At 67.6% G+C, this 17459-nt stretch carries 10 protein-coding genes; 4 read left to right on the plus strand and 6 right to left on the minus strand.

Features of this window, described 5'->3' with window-relative positions:
• The first annotated feature begins 24 nt into the window (after window positions 1-24).
• The gene (gene glpK, locus ASG37_RS01110) at window positions 25-1506 is read left to right on the plus strand and encodes a glycerol kinase GlpK (protein ID WP_055755440.1); all 1482 of its coding nucleotides are present in this window, start codon (window positions 25-27) and stop codon (window positions 1504-1506) included.
• On the opposite strand, the gene ASG37_RS01115 is transcribed toward glpK, so the two are convergent.
• Entirely contained in the window at window positions 1503-2861 is a 1359-nt protein-coding gene (locus ASG37_RS01115) for a cation:proton antiporter (RefSeq protein ID WP_082447909.1), read from the minus strand. The genes glpK and ASG37_RS01115 overlap by 4 nt on opposite strands.
• A 193-nt stretch (window positions 2862-3054) precedes the next feature.
• On the opposite strand from ASG37_RS01115, the gene ASG37_RS01120 reads away from it, so the two are divergent.
• Window positions 3055-3288: a type II toxin-antitoxin system prevent-host-death family antitoxin gene (locus ASG37_RS01120; RefSeq protein ID WP_055757160.1), complete on the plus strand. Its 234-nt coding sequence runs from the start codon at window positions 3055-3057 to the stop codon at window positions 3286-3288.
• On the plus strand, window positions 3285-3791 hold the full coding sequence (locus tag ASG37_RS01125) for a PIN domain-containing protein (protein ID WP_055755441.1): 507 nt from the start codon (window positions 3285-3287) through the stop codon (window positions 3789-3791). Before ASG37_RS01120 ends, ASG37_RS01125 begins: the two co-directional genes overlap by 4 nt.
• Here ASG37_RS01125 and ASG37_RS01130 read toward each other — a convergent pair.
• From ASG37_RS01130 to ASG37_RS01140, 3 genes are all read right to left on the minus strand, one after another.
• Complete coding sequence (locus tag ASG37_RS01130) at window positions 3766-5292, minus strand: tryptophan halogenase family protein (RefSeq protein ID WP_055755442.1); 1527 nt, start codon at window positions 5290-5292, stop codon at window positions 3766-3768. The two genes, ASG37_RS01125 and ASG37_RS01130, sit on opposite strands and share 26 nt — an antisense overlap.
• 27 nt (window positions 5293-5319) lie before the next feature.
• Window positions 5320-6240: a DUF4861 family protein gene (locus ASG37_RS01135; RefSeq protein ID WP_055755443.1), complete on the minus strand. Its 921-nt coding sequence runs from the start codon at window positions 6238-6240 to the stop codon at window positions 5320-5322.
• A gap of 90 nt (window positions 6241-6330) precedes the next feature.
• Window positions 6331-7620, minus strand: a complete 1290-nt coding sequence (locus ASG37_RS01140; protein ID WP_200909685.1) for a BNR repeat-containing protein — start codon at window positions 7618-7620, stop codon at window positions 6331-6333.
• Between the two features lie 428 nt (window positions 7621-8048).
• Here ASG37_RS01140 and ASG37_RS01145 point away from each other — a divergent pair, with 428 nt between their 5' ends.
• On the plus strand, window positions 8049-15263 hold the full coding sequence (locus ASG37_RS01145) for an autotransporter outer membrane beta-barrel domain-containing protein (protein WP_235525092.1): 7215 nt from the start codon (window positions 8049-8051) through the stop codon (window positions 15261-15263).
• A 59-nt stretch (window positions 15264-15322) separates the two neighbouring features.
• Here the strand turns inward: ASG37_RS01145 and ASG37_RS01150 are convergent, their stop codons facing one another.
• Entirely contained in the window at window positions 15323-15694 is a 372-nt protein-coding gene (locus ASG37_RS01150; RefSeq protein WP_055755445.1) for a hypothetical protein, read from the minus strand.
• 111 nt (window positions 15695-15805) lie between these two features.
• Entirely contained in the window at window positions 15806-17419 is a 1614-nt protein-coding gene (locus tag ASG37_RS01155) for an NAD-dependent malic enzyme (RefSeq protein WP_055755446.1), read from the minus strand.
• Window positions 17420-17459 lie beyond the last annotated feature (40 nt).

Here is a 17459-nt window from a genome sequence, read left to right on the forward strand (position 1 = left end):
CCGGGCGGTGAAGGGAGAGCGCGGGTGGCATCGCACATATTGGTCGTCGATCAGGGGACCACCTCGACCCGCAGCATCCTGTTCGATGCGGCGGCCCGCCGCATTGCCATCGCGCAAACCGAATTCACGCAACATTATCCCGCACCCGGCCGGGTCGAACATGATCCGGAGGAAATCTGGCGCGACGTGGTGGCGACCGCGCGCGAGGCGATCGCGACCGGCGGGGTGCCGGTGGCATCGATCGCCGCGATCGGCATCACCAACCAGCGCGAGACGGCGGTAGTGTGGGACCGCGCGACCGGTGTGCCGATCCACCGCGCGATCGTGTGGCAGGACCGGCGCGGGACCCCGCAATGCCAACAGCTTCGGGCCGATGGCGCCGAGGACATGATCCGCGAGCGCACCGGACTGATCGTCGACCCCTATTTCTCCGCCACCAAGATCGCGTGGCTGCTCGATCATGTGCCGGGCGCGCGGGCGCGGGCCGAGCGCGGCGAACTGGCGTTCGGGACGATCGACAGTTTCCTGTTGTGGCGGCTGACCGGTGGCAGGTCCCACGCGACCGATGCGACCAACGCCAGCCGGACGATGTTGTTCGACATCCACCGCCAGTGCTGGGACGAGGAACTGTGCCGGCTGCTGCGCGTGCCGATGGCGCTGCTGCCCGAGGTTCACGACAATGCGCATGGGTTCGGCACGACCATGCCCGACCTGTTCGGCCGCGCCATCCCGATCGCCGGCATGGCGGGCGATCAGCATGCCGCGCTGTTCGGGCAGGCCTGTGTCGACAAGGGCATGGCCAAGTCGACCTATGGCACCGGCTGTTTCATGCTGCTCAACACCGGCGACACGGCGGTCGCGTCGCGCCACCGGTTGCTGACCACTCCGGCCTATCGGCTGGGTGGCCGGACCACCTATGCGCTGGAAGGATCGATCTTCATCGCCGGCGCGGCGATCAAATGGCTGCGCGATGGCCTTGGCGTCATCACCCACGCCAGCCAGACTGACGATCTGGCGACGCAGGTGCCCGATAGTCACGGCGTCTATATGGTCCCGGCGTTCGTCGGGATGGGCGCGCCCTATTGGGAGCCGGACGCGCGCGGCGCGATCTTCGGCCTGACGCTGGGTGCGACCGCCGCGCACCTTGCCCGGGCGGCGCTTGAATCGGTCGCCTATCAGACGATGGATCTGACACAGGCGATGGTGGCCGATGGCGGTGGGCAGCCGGCGAAGCTGCGGGTCGATGGCGGCATGGCGGCGAACGACTGGCTGTGCCGCTTCCTCGCCAACATGATCGGCGTGCCGGTCGAACGCCCGGCCGATCTGGAGACGACCGCGCGCGGGGCAGCGTTCTTCGCGGGGCTGGCGACCGGCATCTGGTCGGGTCTCGGCGACATTCGGGCATTGTGGGCGCGCGAACATTGCTTCGACCCAGCGATGAGCGCCGACGAGCGCGCGCCACTCGTCGCCGGGTGGCGCGACGCGGTGCGCCGCACGCTTGGTTAGCTGGTCTGCGGCAGCGCGGCCAGTTCGCCGCTCTCCCGGCCCTTGCGGCCATAGAACAACTCGAACAACGGGCTGGCCATCATCGTCGTCACGATCGCCATCAGCACCAGCATCGAGAACAGCGTCGGGCCGATGATGCCCTTTTGCAGCCCGATGTTGATGATGATGAGTTCCATCAGCCCGCGCGAGTTCATCAGCGCGCCGATGCCCAGCGCGGTTCGATTGTCCTCGCCCGACAGGCGCGCAGCGAGATAACAGGCACCGCCCTTCGCCAGAATCGACGCGACGAGGATGCCGAACGCGATCAGCAGCAGGCCGGGCGAATTGACCATGTCCATCCGCGTGTTCAGACCCGAATAGGTGAAGAACATCGGCAGCAGCAGCACGACCGTCAGCGGTTCGAGCTTGCGGCGGATTTCCTCCGTCAGCAGCCCGCGCGGCATTACCGCGCCGAGGATGAACCCGCCGAAGATCGCATGAATGCCGACGACGTCCATCAGGAACGCCGAGACGCAGAAGGCGATCATCACCAGCGCGAACACCGGAATGCGCAACTCCCCGTCGCGCTCGACCATGCGGGCGAGCGGGGCGAGCAGCCGCGGCCCGGCCAGCAATACGAACAGCGCCCATGCCAGCCCGCCGCCGATCGCGAGGATCGCGACGCCCGCGCCCCCGCCGAACGTCGCCAGCACGATCGCCAGCACGCACCACGACACGGCATCGTCGAACGCCCCGGCGGTCAGCGACAGCGTGCCGAGCGCGCTGTCGGCAAGGCCGCGTTCGTTGATGATCCGCGCGAGCATCGGAAAGGCGGTCAGCGCAATGCACGCGCCGAGGAACAGCGTGGCGTTCGACTGGCTGATGCCCGGCGTGAACAGGTCGGGCACGCCCAGCAGCATCGGCGTGATGAGGACCGCGATGCCGAACGGCGCGACGATCCCGGCCAGCGAGACGAACGACGCGCTGCGTGCCTTCGACTTGAAATGGTCGAGCCGCAGCGTCGTGCCGACGAGGAACATGTACAGACCGACACCCAGTTGCGCGCCGGCATACAGGACGTTCTTCGTTTCCTTCGGAAAGATCGCCGCCTGAAGATCGGGCGAGAACAGCCCTAGCAGCGAGGGGCCGAGCACGACGCCGGCGATCATCTCACCGACCACCTGCGGCTGCGCCAGCAGCTTCTTGCCGAGCCAGCCGACGACGCGGCAGGCGATGAGGATGACCGCGAGTTGCAGGAAGAAATGGACGCTGAAATCGCCCGGCGCATAGCTTTGCGCGGTGGCGGGCGTCGCCGGCCCATGCGCCGATAACAGTCCCGATGCCGTGCGTCCAAGGCTGTCCAGCCAGTCGTCCATTCCCGTTCCTCCCCCATGACGGCCGATCGTCTGCGGACCGGATCGGGCGCTTACACGCACAGGACGCGATCGATGCAATAGGCCGTTCGGATCGACGGCCATGATTTTCGCCGACGGGTGGGCGATCGTTGTACCGGTGCTACAAGATAGGTACGTACCTACATATCTTGTGATCGATGCGGGGCATTTCGCCATGAAACTGCTGTCCAGCCGGGCGTTCAATCAGGACGTCAGCCATGCCAAGCGACTCGCGCAGGACGGCCCGGTGGTCGTCACCGATCGCGGGCGACCGACGCACGTGCTGGTCGGCATCGACCTGTTCCGGCACCTGTCGGGGCAGGGCGACGGCATCGTCGAGGTATTGGCGATCGACGAGCCGGTCACGACCGATCCCGACTGGCGGGCGATCCGGGGACGGGTGCCATGATCCTGCTCGACACCGATGTGCTGTGGGAATTGCGCCATGGTAGCAGTGGCCGGGGCGATGCGACGGTCGCGGCATGGGCGGCGGGGCAATCGCGCGGCAATTTGTTCGTGTCGGCGCTGGCGCTGGCCGAACTGGGGGCAGGGGCGCGATCAATCGAACGCGCGGACAAGGCGGGCGCGGCGGCGATGCAGCGCTGGGCAGACGGGGCGGTGCGGCGCGCGTTCGACGGGCGCATCCTGCCGGTCGATACCGGCGTGGCGATGCGGGCGGCGACGCTCGGCTATGCCAATATGGTCGACGGCCTGATCGCCGCCACCGCGCTCGAACAGGGGCTGACGCTGGCGACCAGCAATCCGGCGGCGTTTCGGATGGGCAAGGTGCGGACGGTCAATCCGTGGCGCTACACGCCCGCGCCGGGCGAGCTGCCCGCCGACGACGGCGACTGGCGACAGGCATCGCGCGGGCGCGCGACATGGCTCAGGAACCTGTTCGCGCGGGGATAGCCGGCAGTCCGCGCAATCCGTCGACCAGTACGCGATGCGGCGGCAGGTCGCGCACCGCATGGTCGCCATAGCTGCGGATACGGGCGAACAGCCGCTGCGCCTCGGCCTGCTGCGCCGCGCCGCCCGGCGGCGGCACCGTCGCGAAGCCCATGCCGTACAGGATATATTGATAGTTGAAGAAGGCGAAGGTTTCGGTGTCGACCGGAAAGTCGAACCGGCTGGGCGGGCGATGCCGCCACTGGTCGAGCAGATCGGTCAGCCGTGGGGACCAACTGGCGGGATCGGCATTGTCGCGCCAGAACGGCTCGGTCCGGTCGCTCAGGCAATAGTGCAGCTTCAGGAAATCGACGATCCCCGCGAAGCGCGCCGCCATCACCGCATTGAACCGCCCGGCCGGGGCATCGACCGGCCCGGCATGCGGCAGCAGTTCGGCGATCATCGCCGCCGCCGCCTCGATCAGCACGACGCCGGTCGATTCCAGTGGTTCGAGGAACCCGGCCGAGAGGCCGACCGCGACGCAGTTGCCGATCCATTGTCGCGGACGCCAGCCGGGGTCGAACGTCAACCGGCGCGGCGTGATCCCGTCCGCCGCCGGCCCCAGATAGGCGCGCAACAGGTCAGCAGCGCGATCGTCGTCGATATAGCGGCTGGCATAGACGCAGCCGATGCCGCGCGCGCCCGACAGGCCGATGTCCCAGATCCAGCCCGCCTCGTGCGCGGTCGCGATCGTCGTGCTCTCGATCGGGGCGTTGGGATCGCCGCAGGGCAGCTTGCAGGTCAGCGCCCGGTCGGTGAACAACTGGTCGGCGACCGACCGGAACGCGGCACCGGGCAACCGGCCGATCAGTTCGGCGCGAAAGCCGGTGCAGTCGACGAACAGGTCGGCGTGGAGCGGTCCGGCATCGGTATCGATCCGCTCGATCGTGCCGTCGTCGTTCTGGACCACGTCCGCGATCCGCCCTTCGATATGGGTGACGCCCGATGCGCGGGCGCGATCGGCGAGGACGCCGGCCAGCCGTACCGCGTCGAAGTGATAGGCATAGGCGAGCGGGCCGTCGAAATCCTCGTCGCCGGGCTGTTTGGGCGCGCGATTGGCGGCGGCCACCGGATGCTGGATCGTCACCGCCTGCGCAAAGGGCGGGCGGGTCGCGGGGTCGGCGCGCAGCCAGTGCGCGACCAGCCGGTCGGCGGGGAAGGGCGGCTCGAACGGATGATAATAGCGATGCGGCACGGGTCCGCCGCGCCGCCAGCCGTCGAAGCGCACGCCCTGTTTGAACGTCGCCCCGGCGGCGGTGACGAACTGCGCCTCGTCGATGCCGAGGAAGCGGAGCGTTTCGCGGATCGTCGGGAAAGTGCCTTCGCCGACGCCGATGATGCCGATGCCCGGCGATTCGAGCAGTGTGATCCGCACCGAACTGCCCAGCGCCCGCGCCAGATAGGCGGCGGTCAGCCAGCCGGCGGTGCCGCCACCGACGATCGCGATGCGTCTCTCTGCGCCCATACCCGGCGGTCTAGCGCAAAGCGCGATTCAACGCACGGGCCGGAAATCGAGATCGGCGTCGCGGGCATAGGTCTGCCATACCGCCGCCGAGCGGAAGCCACCGACACCGCGACTCCACGCCGATCCGGCATGATAGACGAAGGGCTGCCCCGGCCGGACGCGCAGGAAGATGAGGTAATTGTCGGCATCCTGCCCGATGCCGACGATCGCCGCCGGATCGACGCGGATCGCGAGGCCCATCGTCCCGTGCCCGCGATGCTCCGGCCCCCATAACGTCATCACGCCGCGCGCGCGATCGACGCTCAGCGTCGGGCCGTCGCCACCGGCCTTCTTCGACAAACCGATGCCGACGGTCAGTGGCTCGGGCGAACTGGAGCGGAGGACCGACTGCATCCGCGTGAAATGGGTGCCCATCGGCAGCGTGAAGCGCCGCGTCTCCCACACCCTCCGGCTGACATCGACCGGCCACGGGGCATAATCGACCTCGAACTGCGCGACGGTGCCACCGGTCCTGAGGATGCGGTGCGCGGTGAAGTTGCGCGAGGCCCACAGCTTGTTGTCGAACCAGATGCCGAGGCCACCCATACCGCGACTGCCACCGACATTGTAGAAGTCGATCCCCTCGCCATGAAAGCCATGCTGGTCGCCGGTGCGAAGCTGACGATCCATGAACGGCCGCGCGACATTCTTGCCCCACGCATCAATGCCCGATCCCGACGGCGGCTCGACCGCTTCGAGCGCATGGCCATAGATGCGGTGCGCGGTGCGATCATTCTCCCACAACAGGTCGTCGTGGCGATAGTCGGCCAGCATCACCCGCGCGCCCGGCCGGCGATCGGCGGCGGGCGGTTCGGGCAGCGGGCTGACGATCGGCGGCAGCGGCACATCCTGCGCCGGCCCGGTGGCGGTGGTCAGCAGTCCTATCGCGGCGATCCAGCCGTGGCGCATGGTCGATCCTCTCCGCAGTTCCTGCCGGCGTGTCGGGGGCATAGGGCAGCGGACCGGCAAAGTCATCGGACGGTGCCGGGCCGTTGCCGGTCAGCGCAGGACCAGCCGCAGCGTCGTCGGTTCGGGAATGTCCGCCGTCGGCCGGTCGCGGTTCGGCGGGCGGGTCGGCCATGCGATCGCCACGCCGTCGCTCTGGACGGTGTTCAGCGTCATGCCCGGCGGCGTCGCGATCAGCGGCGCAAGCGTGTCGGCCAGTGTCGTGCCGGGGCGCTCACCCCGTCGGGCGAGCGTCGCCTCGTCGACGATCAGGTCGATCGGCGTACCATCGCGCCGGACCCGGATGCGCAGCAGCCCGGCGGCATCGGCCACCGCGCCCTCGACGAACAGCCGGCTGTCGAGTGATCCGCCGCCGCCGAAGTCCCAGCGGAACCCCGCCCACTCGCTCGCCTGCGCGATGTGCCAGCGGCGTCGCTCCCACCGCGCGAGGAAGATCTGGGTCGATCCGTCGGCGACGAACTTGTGATAGGTGATGATCGGCCGACCCTGCCGGTCGAAGCCGATGACGCTGTTGTTGTTTATCATGCCGCCGCGCACCGGCACCGGATCGACGATCCCCGCCGCCTTCAGCGTGATCGGCAGCAGCAGCGGCGTGCCATCGGCCCGGGTCCAGTGGACCAGATCGCGGCTGACGGCATAGGACAGGTCGTGGTTGGTCGCGGCGTCGGGCGTCTCGCGCCACACCCATGCCACGTGAAAGCGTCCGTCCGGCCCCGGCGTGGGTCCCACGAAATAGGCGTTGCGCCGCCCCTCGCCATCGACGAGCGGGCTGGCAAGCAGCGCGCTCCACCGTCCGGTGGCAAGGTCGTAGCGATTGTAGATCTCGTTGCCGTTGCCGCTGCCCCCGTCGCGATATTTGAAGATCAGCCCGCCCGCACCGTCGCGCAGGAAGACGGGATAGGTCATCCGCCGTTCGCGCGGTCCATCGACCATCGTCGCCACGCCCACGAAGCTGCGCGGATCGTCCGGCCGCGTGGTGCGGAAATAGACCAGCGGATCATTGTGCAGATTGGCGACGACATGAATCTGCCCGGCGGAATCCACCGCCGCCGCGATATAATTGTGACTATCCCACCCGGTCCAGCTCGCCAGCCGGTGATAGACCCAGCTCGCGCCATCATCGCGCGCACGGGTCGCGACGGTCAGTTGCCGGTTGGCATCATAATAGGCGACGACGATCCGTCGTTCGGTCGTGACCAGCGCGAAGCGGCTGTAATGGCCCGCCCATACCCGGTCGATCGCTTCGATACGCGGCAAGGCTGGCCGTGCCGCCGACGACATGGTCAGCATCAGCGTGGCGAACAGCAGGCGGGCGATCGGCATCGGCGACATCCGTTGGAACAGGCGTGACCACCGGTATCCCACCACCGGGGCGCTGCACAGGGGCGGTAGTGCTGCACGTCGGGATAGCACCCTTGGTGCGAGCGGTGCGCTGATGGATCGTGTTGATCTCAAATCCCAAGCGTATCGACAGGGATCGATCCAGATATGGAATTAAAGTCCGTTTTGGATCAAATTGCTGTCAGCGCTATCGCCTGCCTTGCAAGGAACAAGGCGTGTAGAAATATGAAAATAATCTTTTGGTTTGTTTCTGTAGCCGCTTGCGTACATCATGCGTCACCGCCCGTTGTTTGCGATGGACAGTATTCGCGGACTGCGATAGCGCTGCCCCCCGATACAGGGGGAATGTTATGATGAATCGCGCGTCCGGTCGTGGCTTGGTCAAGTCGCGGGCTCTGGCCTCGAGCGGGATGTTGTTCGCGATGATGGTCGCGGCACCCGCCTATGCCGAATGCGCGCCCGACCCGGCCGTCGCAAATACCGATGTCACCTGCAGCGGGACCGACAACAACGGCATACGGATCACCGTCCCCAATCCGCGCGTCATCGTCGAAAACGGTGCCGTCGTGCGCGGGGCAGGGGCGCCCGCGATCGATCTGACGCCACCGGCGGAGAATTATTCGTCGGCATCGGTCACGGTCAACGGTTCGGTCGACGGGAATGGCAGCGCCGGTATCCGGCTGCTGCGTCCGACGTCGAACGGATTCAACAATTATCAGTCGCTGTATCTGAACCTGAACGTTGCCGCCGGGGCGAGCGTCACCGGCAACGTCGGCGTTCTGCTGACAGGACCGGCGGCGACGAACAATTTCTCTTATTACGGCGATACTTTCGCGACGATCGACAACGCCGGTACAATCAACGGCACCACCGGCATCGGACTGGTTGCCAATGCGCCGAACAGCGGTTTCCAATCGATCACCAACCGGGCCGGCGGCACGATCGGCGCGATCGTGGGCCAGGTGCGCAGCCTGACCAACAATGGCACGATCGACGGCGGTACGCGCGGCGCGCTGATTCCGCTCGGCAGCACCACGACCTATTCCAGCAATTCGATCGTCAATAGCGGCACGATCACCGCGTCGACCACCGCCGCGACGATCCAGAGCGACCTGTCGTCCAATAATTTCGGTTCGCTCAATCTGACCAACAGCGGCGTTATCGCCAATGCCGGGACCGGCGCCGCGCTGAATACCAAGTCGGTGTATCTGTCCAACGCGACGACCGGGCGGATCACTACCGCCGGTTCGACCGCGATCCGCGCCGCCGACCTGCTGTCGCTCGAAAATCGCGGCACCATCACCGGCGACGTCGTGGTGGCCGCCACGTCGAACGGCTCGAACTTTGTCAATGGCAGCACGATCACCAACCGTACCGGCACGATCACCGGCAACGTCCGTTTCGGCGCAGGCAACGACACGCTGGTCGTCGCCTATGAAAACGGCGCGGTGCGCACCGGCATCAGCGGCGCGATCGACGGCGGGGCGGGCACCGATCAGTTCCAGGTCCGCTTCGCCGACAGCGCGACGCTCGCGTCGTCGCTGCTCCAGTCCGCGACCGGGTTCGAAACGCTCGGCCTGTATCTGGCACCCGCGACCACCGTGACGCTCGCGACCGGTTTCACCTCGCCAGGCACGCTGCGGATCGGTGGCGACGGCACGGTCGTCAACAACACCGATCTGGCTGCCGCGCAAACGGTCGTGACGAACGATCTGGGCAGCCAGTCCTATGGCGGGTCGAATTTCACCAACGCCGGCACGATCCGCTCGACGGCCGTGACGCCCGATGCCTATGCCTTGGCATGGAACAACGGTGGCCGGGTCGAGAACAGCGGCAGTATTGTGTCGACCGGATCGGGTGTTTCGGTGCAGTCCGGCTTCAACAGCCGTCTGGTCAACACCGGCACGATCACGACAACCGGGACCGGCGCAAACCTGTTCTCCGCCGGGCTGACCAACAGCGGCACGATCCGTTCGACTGCCGGGGTCGGCGTCGTTTTCAACGGCTCGAACTATTCGAACGAACCCAATGTCAACACCGGCCGGATCGAGGGGGCGCAGGCGGGCGTGGTGCTTGGTGGCGATCTGCGCAACGCCGGCACAATCACGTCGGCGAACACCGGGGTCGCGATCAATGGTGGCGCGCAACTGGTGAACCGCGCGGGCGGTACGATCTCGGGCGGTGCGCGGGCGATCGGTCCGGCATCGAACGGCCAGAATTTCTATCAGTCGATCAACAACGTCACGATCGCCAACGCCGGCACGATCACCGGTGATGTCGTGCTGTCGGATGGCAGCGTCTACAGCTCCAGCAACAACACCTATTTCGCGCTGCGCGGCGGCGTCCTCAACGGCAATCTGGTCCTCGGCAACAACGGCCGGATCGTGACCGAACTGGCGAACGGCGGGCCAGGCATCTTCGCCGGCATCAACGGCACTGTCGATGCGCCGGGCGCGGCCATCACATACCGGGTGCGCGGCGACGCGACCGTTAGCGTCAATCCCGGCACGTTCGGCAACGTCGGCTATGACCTGTACGACAATGCCGCACTGACGATCGCCAGCACCACCGGCACCCGTCCGCTGATCTTCGCGGGCAACGGCAGCGTCGATACCTCGGTCGACGTCACTACCAGCGCCGGTCCGATCCTCATCCTGACGACGCCGACGCTGGCAGTCGAGGAAGCGGCGGCGACGCAGAACCTGCGCGTGACCAGCCGTGGGGTACTGACGCTCAACTACGGCACGAACAGCAGCGCCAATGCGGCGGTCGTCGCCGGCAGCGGCAGCACCTTCACCAACGCCGGGACCATCGCGGTCGTCGATCGCGGGCCGTCGTTCCAGCGCGCCTATGCCATCGCCGGCGGCGAATCGATCGTCAATACCGGCACGATCAGCCTGAACGGCGGTATCGGCATCGGCAACAGTATCAACGTCACCAACACTGGCCGGATCGTCCAGACGACTGGTGGGCTGGCGGCGACCGGGATCGTTAACGCCGTCACCCTGACCAATACCGGAACGATCGACGTTGCCGGTACGGCGGTGCAGTACGACTATTCCTATTCACCCGCGACCATCCTCAACAGCGGGCGTATCGCCAGTTCGACCGGATCCGCGATCGTGCAAAGCGGCTACGGCTATTATCCGCTGGTCCTCACCAACCAGGCCGGGGCGACGATCGCCGGTAATGGCGCGACCGCGATCCGGGGAACCGGGATCATCATCGACAATGCCGGGACGATTACCGGCGACGTCAATCTGCGCGGCGACCAGTTTTCCTCCGGCTATTCCGCCTATGTCGCGAACGGCGGGGCATTGAACGGTAATCTGCTGTTCGGAAATGGACCGGACCTGTTCGTCGAAACCGACGGGCAAACCGGCGTTACCGGCCGGATCGATGGGGGTAACGGCAGCGACATCTACCGCTATCGCCGGACGACCAGCGGCACGGTGACGCTCGGACAGCGCACCGCCACCAGTTTCGAGCGCGAGGAGGTCGAGGCGATCAACGTCGGTACGGTCCTGACGATTGCCGGTACGCCATCGACCTCGGCATTGTGGCTGAGCGGCAACGGCGCGTTCCTCAACACCGTCGACTTCCGCGACGGTATCTATACCGGCAGCGCCTTCAGCTATGCCGATCTCGGCAATCTGGTGCGCTTCCCGCAGATCGGCGGCTTCACCAACCAGGCGACGATCGGCTTCTTCAACGGCCAGACCGGCGCGTTCACCAACACCGGGACGATCGGTCGTGCGGGCCTGAGCGGTCCGGCCGTGCAGGTTTCGGCGAAGGGGGCAATCGGCTTCGACAACAGCGGGACGATCCGCAACAACGGCATGTCCAATTTCGGCTGGAACGGCACTGGCAACTTCGGCCCCGCCGATGCGGTGTCGCTCTACAGCGACTGGTCGATCGTCGCGCGCAACAGCGGCACGATCCAGGGCGGCGGCCTGATTGCAAGCACCACTGGCGAGTTCACCGGGGCACCGGGCGAAGGGTTCGGTGTCGTCGTCATCAACACCGGCACGATCTCGGCGCGGCGCGGCGCGAGTGACTATGGTGCCGCACTGTATATGAACGCGCGGGACAGTGTCACCAGCGGCAAGCTGCAACTCGTCAACGGCGGTTCGATCATCGCGGAAGGCTCGGTCGGGCAGGCTGTGGCCGCCAGCTTCGCGCCGGCCGAATTCGCGGGCGTGACGCGGACGGTGGAGATCGCCAATTCGGGCGTGATCCGCGCCAATGGCGGCGGTATCGAACAGGTTTTCGATACCGGCAACGGTGCCGGCATCTATACCCTGCCGGGTTCGGCAATCTCGGTGGACGCGCCATGGAGCGTGCGCACCACCATCGCCAACTTCGGCAACGGCGTGATCGAGGCGACCGGCGCGCGCTCGTCCGCGATCATCGTGTACGGCTCCTATCTCGACCTAACCAACGCCGCGACGATCCGGGGCGGGGCGGGCACCGTGCTTGCCAACGACGACCTGCTCGGCCTCACGCTCGGGACTCCCTATCTGGCGGGTGCGGTGCAGGGCAGCCGTGGCGACGACCGGATCAGCAACACCGGCACGATCATCGGTTCGATCGCGCTCGGCGCCGGCAATGATTACATCGAGAATTACGGCCGGATCGACGGCAATGTCTTCCTCGGCGCGGGCGACGACACCTTCGTCCATGCCGGCTATGCGACGCAGATCGGCACGGTCGATGCGGGCGAGGGCGTCGACACCTTCGTCCTCAACGCAAGCGGCGGCGGCAGCGTCAACGGCGACCAGTTCGTCAACTTCGAACGCTTCCGTCAGATCGGGGCGGGTAACGTCACCTATTCGGGCATTTTCCGCTTCAACACCGTCGACGTCAGCGGCGGTTCGCTGACCGTCGCGGCGGGGCAGACGCTCACCAGCGCCGGGGCGACGACGATCACCGGCGGCGATGGCGCGGAGACGATCTACAACTACGGCACGATCGCCGGGTCGGTTTCGCTGGGCGGGGGTAACGATTATTTCCTGAACGCCGGGCTGGTCGCCGGATCGGTGCTGCTGGGGTCGGGCAACGACGTGTTCGTCGACCGTCCGGGGTCGCGCGTCACCGGCACCGTCGACGGCGGCGATGGCGACGACCTGTACAACGTGATCCTCGCCGGCGACCGCAATGGCCTTGGCAGCATCCGCGGGTTCGAACGGCTGTTCGTCGAGGGTAACGGCACGCTCAGCCTCACCCAGACCGAGGCGCTCGATCGCATCGCGCTGGCCGGCACCAGCCTCAACCTGACGCAGCAGGGCAATCGCGTCGGGCTGATCGGCGGCACCGACGCCGCCGAGCGGGTCGTGATCGACGGCGATGCCGGCGTGATCGCGCTGGGTGGCGGCGACGATGTCGTCTCGATCGGCAGCGCGACGGCGGCGGGCTTCTATGCCGGCGGCACCGGCAACGATCTGTTGCGCTTCGCCAATACCGGCGCGGTGACGCTGAGCGGTCAGGCGATCGGCTTCGAAACCGTGTCGTTCGCCGGCGGTGCGCTGACCGTGACCGGCAGCTTCGGCGAAGGCGGGGCATCGGTGGCGTTCGGTGACGGCGATCAGTCGCTCACCATCGGCACTGGCGGCCGTGCCTATGGCAGCATCGACCTGGGCGCGGGCAACGACAGCTTCCGCCTCGCGGCGGGAGGCGCGCTGTTCGGCACCGTCGCGGGCGGTGCGGGCAGCGATCTCGCCACGATAGAAGTGAACGGCACTCGTACGCTGGCCGAAGGCACGCTGACCGGGTTCGAGACGCTGGCAAGCGCCGGCAGCGGCATCCTGACGCTGACCGGTACGCAAGCCTATGAGCGGATCAACGCCGCGACCGACCTGACCATCGCGTCCGACGGACGGGTGACGGCACCGATCACTTTCGGCGCCGGCGATCAGCGACTGGTCGTCAACGGCCTGTTCGCCGGGTCGGTCGACGGCGGGGCGGGCAATGACGCCATCACCGTGACCAGCGGCAACGCCGCCTCGGCCAACGCCTTCAGCTCGATCAGCAATGTCGAGGCGTTCGCGATGACCGGCGGCTATGCCACCATCTCGGGCACCGCCTCGCTCGGCGTCGCCTCGCTCAGCGCCGGGCGGCTGGTCGGGCTGGCCGGATCGACGATCAACGCATCGCGTATCAACGTCGGCGCGGGCGCGACCTTCGGGTCGGCGGGCACGGTGAACGGCAATCTGACCGTCGCCGGGCTGCTCAGCCCCGGTGCGTCGATCGGCACGATGACCGTCAATGGCAATGTCGCGCTGCTGTCGGGATCGATCTCGCAGTTCGAACTCGCCCAGTCGGGCGGCGACCGGCTGGTCGTCAACGGGGCCGTCTCGATCGAGGCGGGATCGACGCTGCAACTGCTCACCACCGGCACCATCCGGCCGGGCACGTCGTTCGACCTGATCGTCGCCAACGGCGGGATCACCGGCAGCTACTCGACCATCCAGAAGCCGTCCGACCTGTTCGGCTATGTCGCGCAGCGGTCCGATCGCATTTCGCTGCTCGGCCAGTTCCGCACCGACGGCAGCGTCTCGCCACAGGTCGCGCGCAGCATCGACTATGCCAACCGCACGCTGGTGCTCCAGCCGGACGGCAGCGCGCTGGGCCTTGCCGCACCGGCGCTGCTCAACGCCAACGGCGGGGCGGATGCGACCCGCTTCGCGCTCGTCACGCCCGAAGCATATGCCTCGGCGACGCAGATCGGCGTCGACAATGCGCTGACGCTGGCGCAGACGACGCGCGGCCCGGCCTTCGCCACCGGCCGCACCGACGCGGGTGCCTATACCTTCGCGCAGGTCCTCGGGCAGTGGCACACGCTGGGCGCCGACGCGACGCAGGGCACCGCCAAGGCGCAGACGCGCGGCAACGGCTATCTCGGCGGGATCGGCTATGGTGACGCCAACGCTTCGATCGGGGTGTTCGCCGGCTGGCTCGACACGCGCCAGTTCATCAACACGCTGGCGACGCAGACCCGTGCCGACGGCCTCGTCGCCGGTGCGACCGCGCGCTACCAGGGCGCGGGCGGCTTCGGTTTCGCCGGATCGCTGGTTTATAACGACGCGCGGGCACGGACCGACCGGCTGGTGCCGGGGCGGATCGGCGCGGCCACCAGCCGCTATGACCTGACGAGCTGGAGCGCCGATGCGTCGGTGTTCTACGCCGCGCCGATCGGCGATAGTTGGGCACTGACCCCGCGCGTCGGCGGCACCTTCGTCCGCACCACCCGCGAAGGCGTGGGCGAAACCGGCGGCAGCCCGTTCGCGCTGACGGTAGCGCGCGACCAGCATCGCGCGGGCTTCGTCGATGCGGGCCTTGGCTTCGGTCGCAGCGAACTGTCCGATGCGGCGTTCCGGCCGTTCGTGACGCTCGGCGGTCGCTATCAGGTTCAGGGGACGCGGACCGAGGCGCTCGGCGGCTATGCCAATGGCGGACTGGGGCTGCTGGCACTGGGCGCGGGGCGTGCGCCGATGGTCGGCACCGCATCGGGCGGCGTCACTTATCGCTACACGCCGAACTTCGAACTGTATGGCGTCGCCAGTGCCCAGACCGGTCGCGACGATCATCAGGAATCGGTGATCGCGGGCGCGCGGCTGCGCTTCTGATGCGAAAACACCGGGGCGATCGCGTGATCGCCCCGGTGTCCATTACGTAACGGTCGGGATCAGCCGCAGACGCGGCGACCGTTGCGGATCACATAGCGGCAGGGACCACGATACTGGACGCCCATCGCACGCGCTTCGCGCGAGCGCGGGTCGATGATCCGCTCGCCACCGCGATAGCGCGAATTGCCCCACCGGCGGTCGTTGCCCGCCCGACGGTCGTTGCGCCAGCGGCGATCCCCGCGCCGGTCACGATCCCAGCGCCGGTCGTTGCGGCGATCGCGGTCCCACCGGCGATCGTCGCGCCGGTCGTGACGGCCATCGCGCGCGTGATGCGGCTGTGCCTCGGCCACGCCGGGGGTAGCGGAGACGGTGGCGGTCGCCCCGGCCAGCATCAGCCCGATGCCAGCAAAAATGTTCAACAGTTTCTTCATGTTCGTTCCTCTCACGCCGATACTGTGCCGTCGGAGGTGAACCGGCGATGACGACAGTGCGTCATCAAAGCCATCGCGCCGGGCAAGGTTCCCGGCGCGCGCAACGAGACATCAATAGGCGGGCGACCACATCCGCCGCGCAATCGCGGCCCGATCGACGCTGTCGGGTGTCGTCGCCACCCCGTCGGCGACCGCCTGCGCCGCGACGACCTCGGCGATGTCGAGCGCCACGTCGCGCAGCCGTTCGATCGGCGGCAGCAGCGTGTCGTCGCTGCCCATGCCGCCCAATGCCCGCGCGGCGGCCATGAACATGCCATCGGTGATCGAACGCGCCCCCGCCGCCAACGCGCCGAGGCCAACGCCGGGAAAGATATAGACGTTGTTGACCTGCGTGACCCCGGCGATGCCGAACGGGCTGCCGGTGCCGACCAGCGCACGGCCCGCGCTCCAGCGCAACAGGTCGGACGGATGCGCCTCGGCGCGCGATACCGGGTTGGACAGCGGAAAGATCACCGGTTGCGCGACATGCTGCGCCATGGTCCGCACCACGCCTTCGCCGAACGCGCCATGCTGGCCCGATGCGCCGATCAGCACGGTCGGACGGACGTTGGCAACGGTATCGAACAGATCGATGGCCCCCAGCGAAGTGCGGGTCCAGCCGGCGCAGTCGGCCGGGTCGCGCGCCAGCGCCGCTTGGGGTCCGCTCAAGCCGTCCATATCGGACAGGATCAGCCCGTCGCGATCGACTGCCCAGATACGCGCCCGCGCCGCGTCCTCGTCCAGCCCGTCGCCGACCAGCGCCCGCACCAGCATTTCGGCGATGCCGCTGCCCGCCGCGCCCGCACCGAACAGCACCACCCGCTGGTCGGCCAAGGGCACCCCGGTCCGCCCGATCGCCGCCAGCAGCGTGCCGACCGCTGTCGCCGCCGTCCCTTGAATATCGTCGTTGAAGCTTAGCAACCGGTCGCGATAGCGATCGAGCAGCCGGTACGCATTGTGCCCGGCGAAATCCTCCCATTGCAGCAACACGCCGGGAAAGCGCGCGGCGACCGCACCCACGAAATCCTCGACGAAAGCGTCATATTCCGCCCCCCGGATGCGCGGGTTGCGCCAGCCGACATAGAGCGGATCGTCGCGCCGCGCGGCATTGTCGGTGCCGACGTCGAGCAGGATCGGCAGCACCTCGGCGGGATGGATGCCGGCGCAGGCGGTATAAAGCGCCAGCTTGCCGATCGGGATGCCCATGCCCCCGGCACCCTGATCGCCAAGGCCGAGGATACGCTCGCCGTCGCTCACCACGATCACCTTCACCCGGTCGAGCGCCGGATCGGCCAGCATGTCGGCGATGCGGTGACGGTTGGGCCATGACAGGAACAGACCCCGGGGCCGCCGCCAGATTTCGCTGAACCGCTCGCACCCCTCGCCGACGGTCGGGGTATAGACCAGCGGCAGCATGGCGGGCAGATCGCGCTGGACCAGCGCGTGGAACAGGATTTCGTTCGAATCCTGCAACTCGCGCAGGAACGCATAGCGCTGGAAATCATCGCCCATCCGCGCCAGCGCCCGCCGCCGCCGCTCGATCTGGCTGTCGAGCGTGCCGACATGCGGCGGCAACAGGCCGTGCAGCCCGAGCGCGTCGCGCTCCTCCTCGGTAAAGGCGGTGCCCTTGTTGGTCAGCGGGTCGGCGAGCAGCGCACGGGCGGCGGCGTGGGGGGCGGGGGACATAAGCGGACTCGTTTCAAACAGGCAAGGAAAGGCCCCGGTG

Source organism: Sphingomonas sp. Leaf407, assembly GCF_001425385.1.
Lineage (GTDB): Bacteria > Pseudomonadota > Alphaproteobacteria > Sphingomonadales > Sphingomonadaceae > Sphingomonas.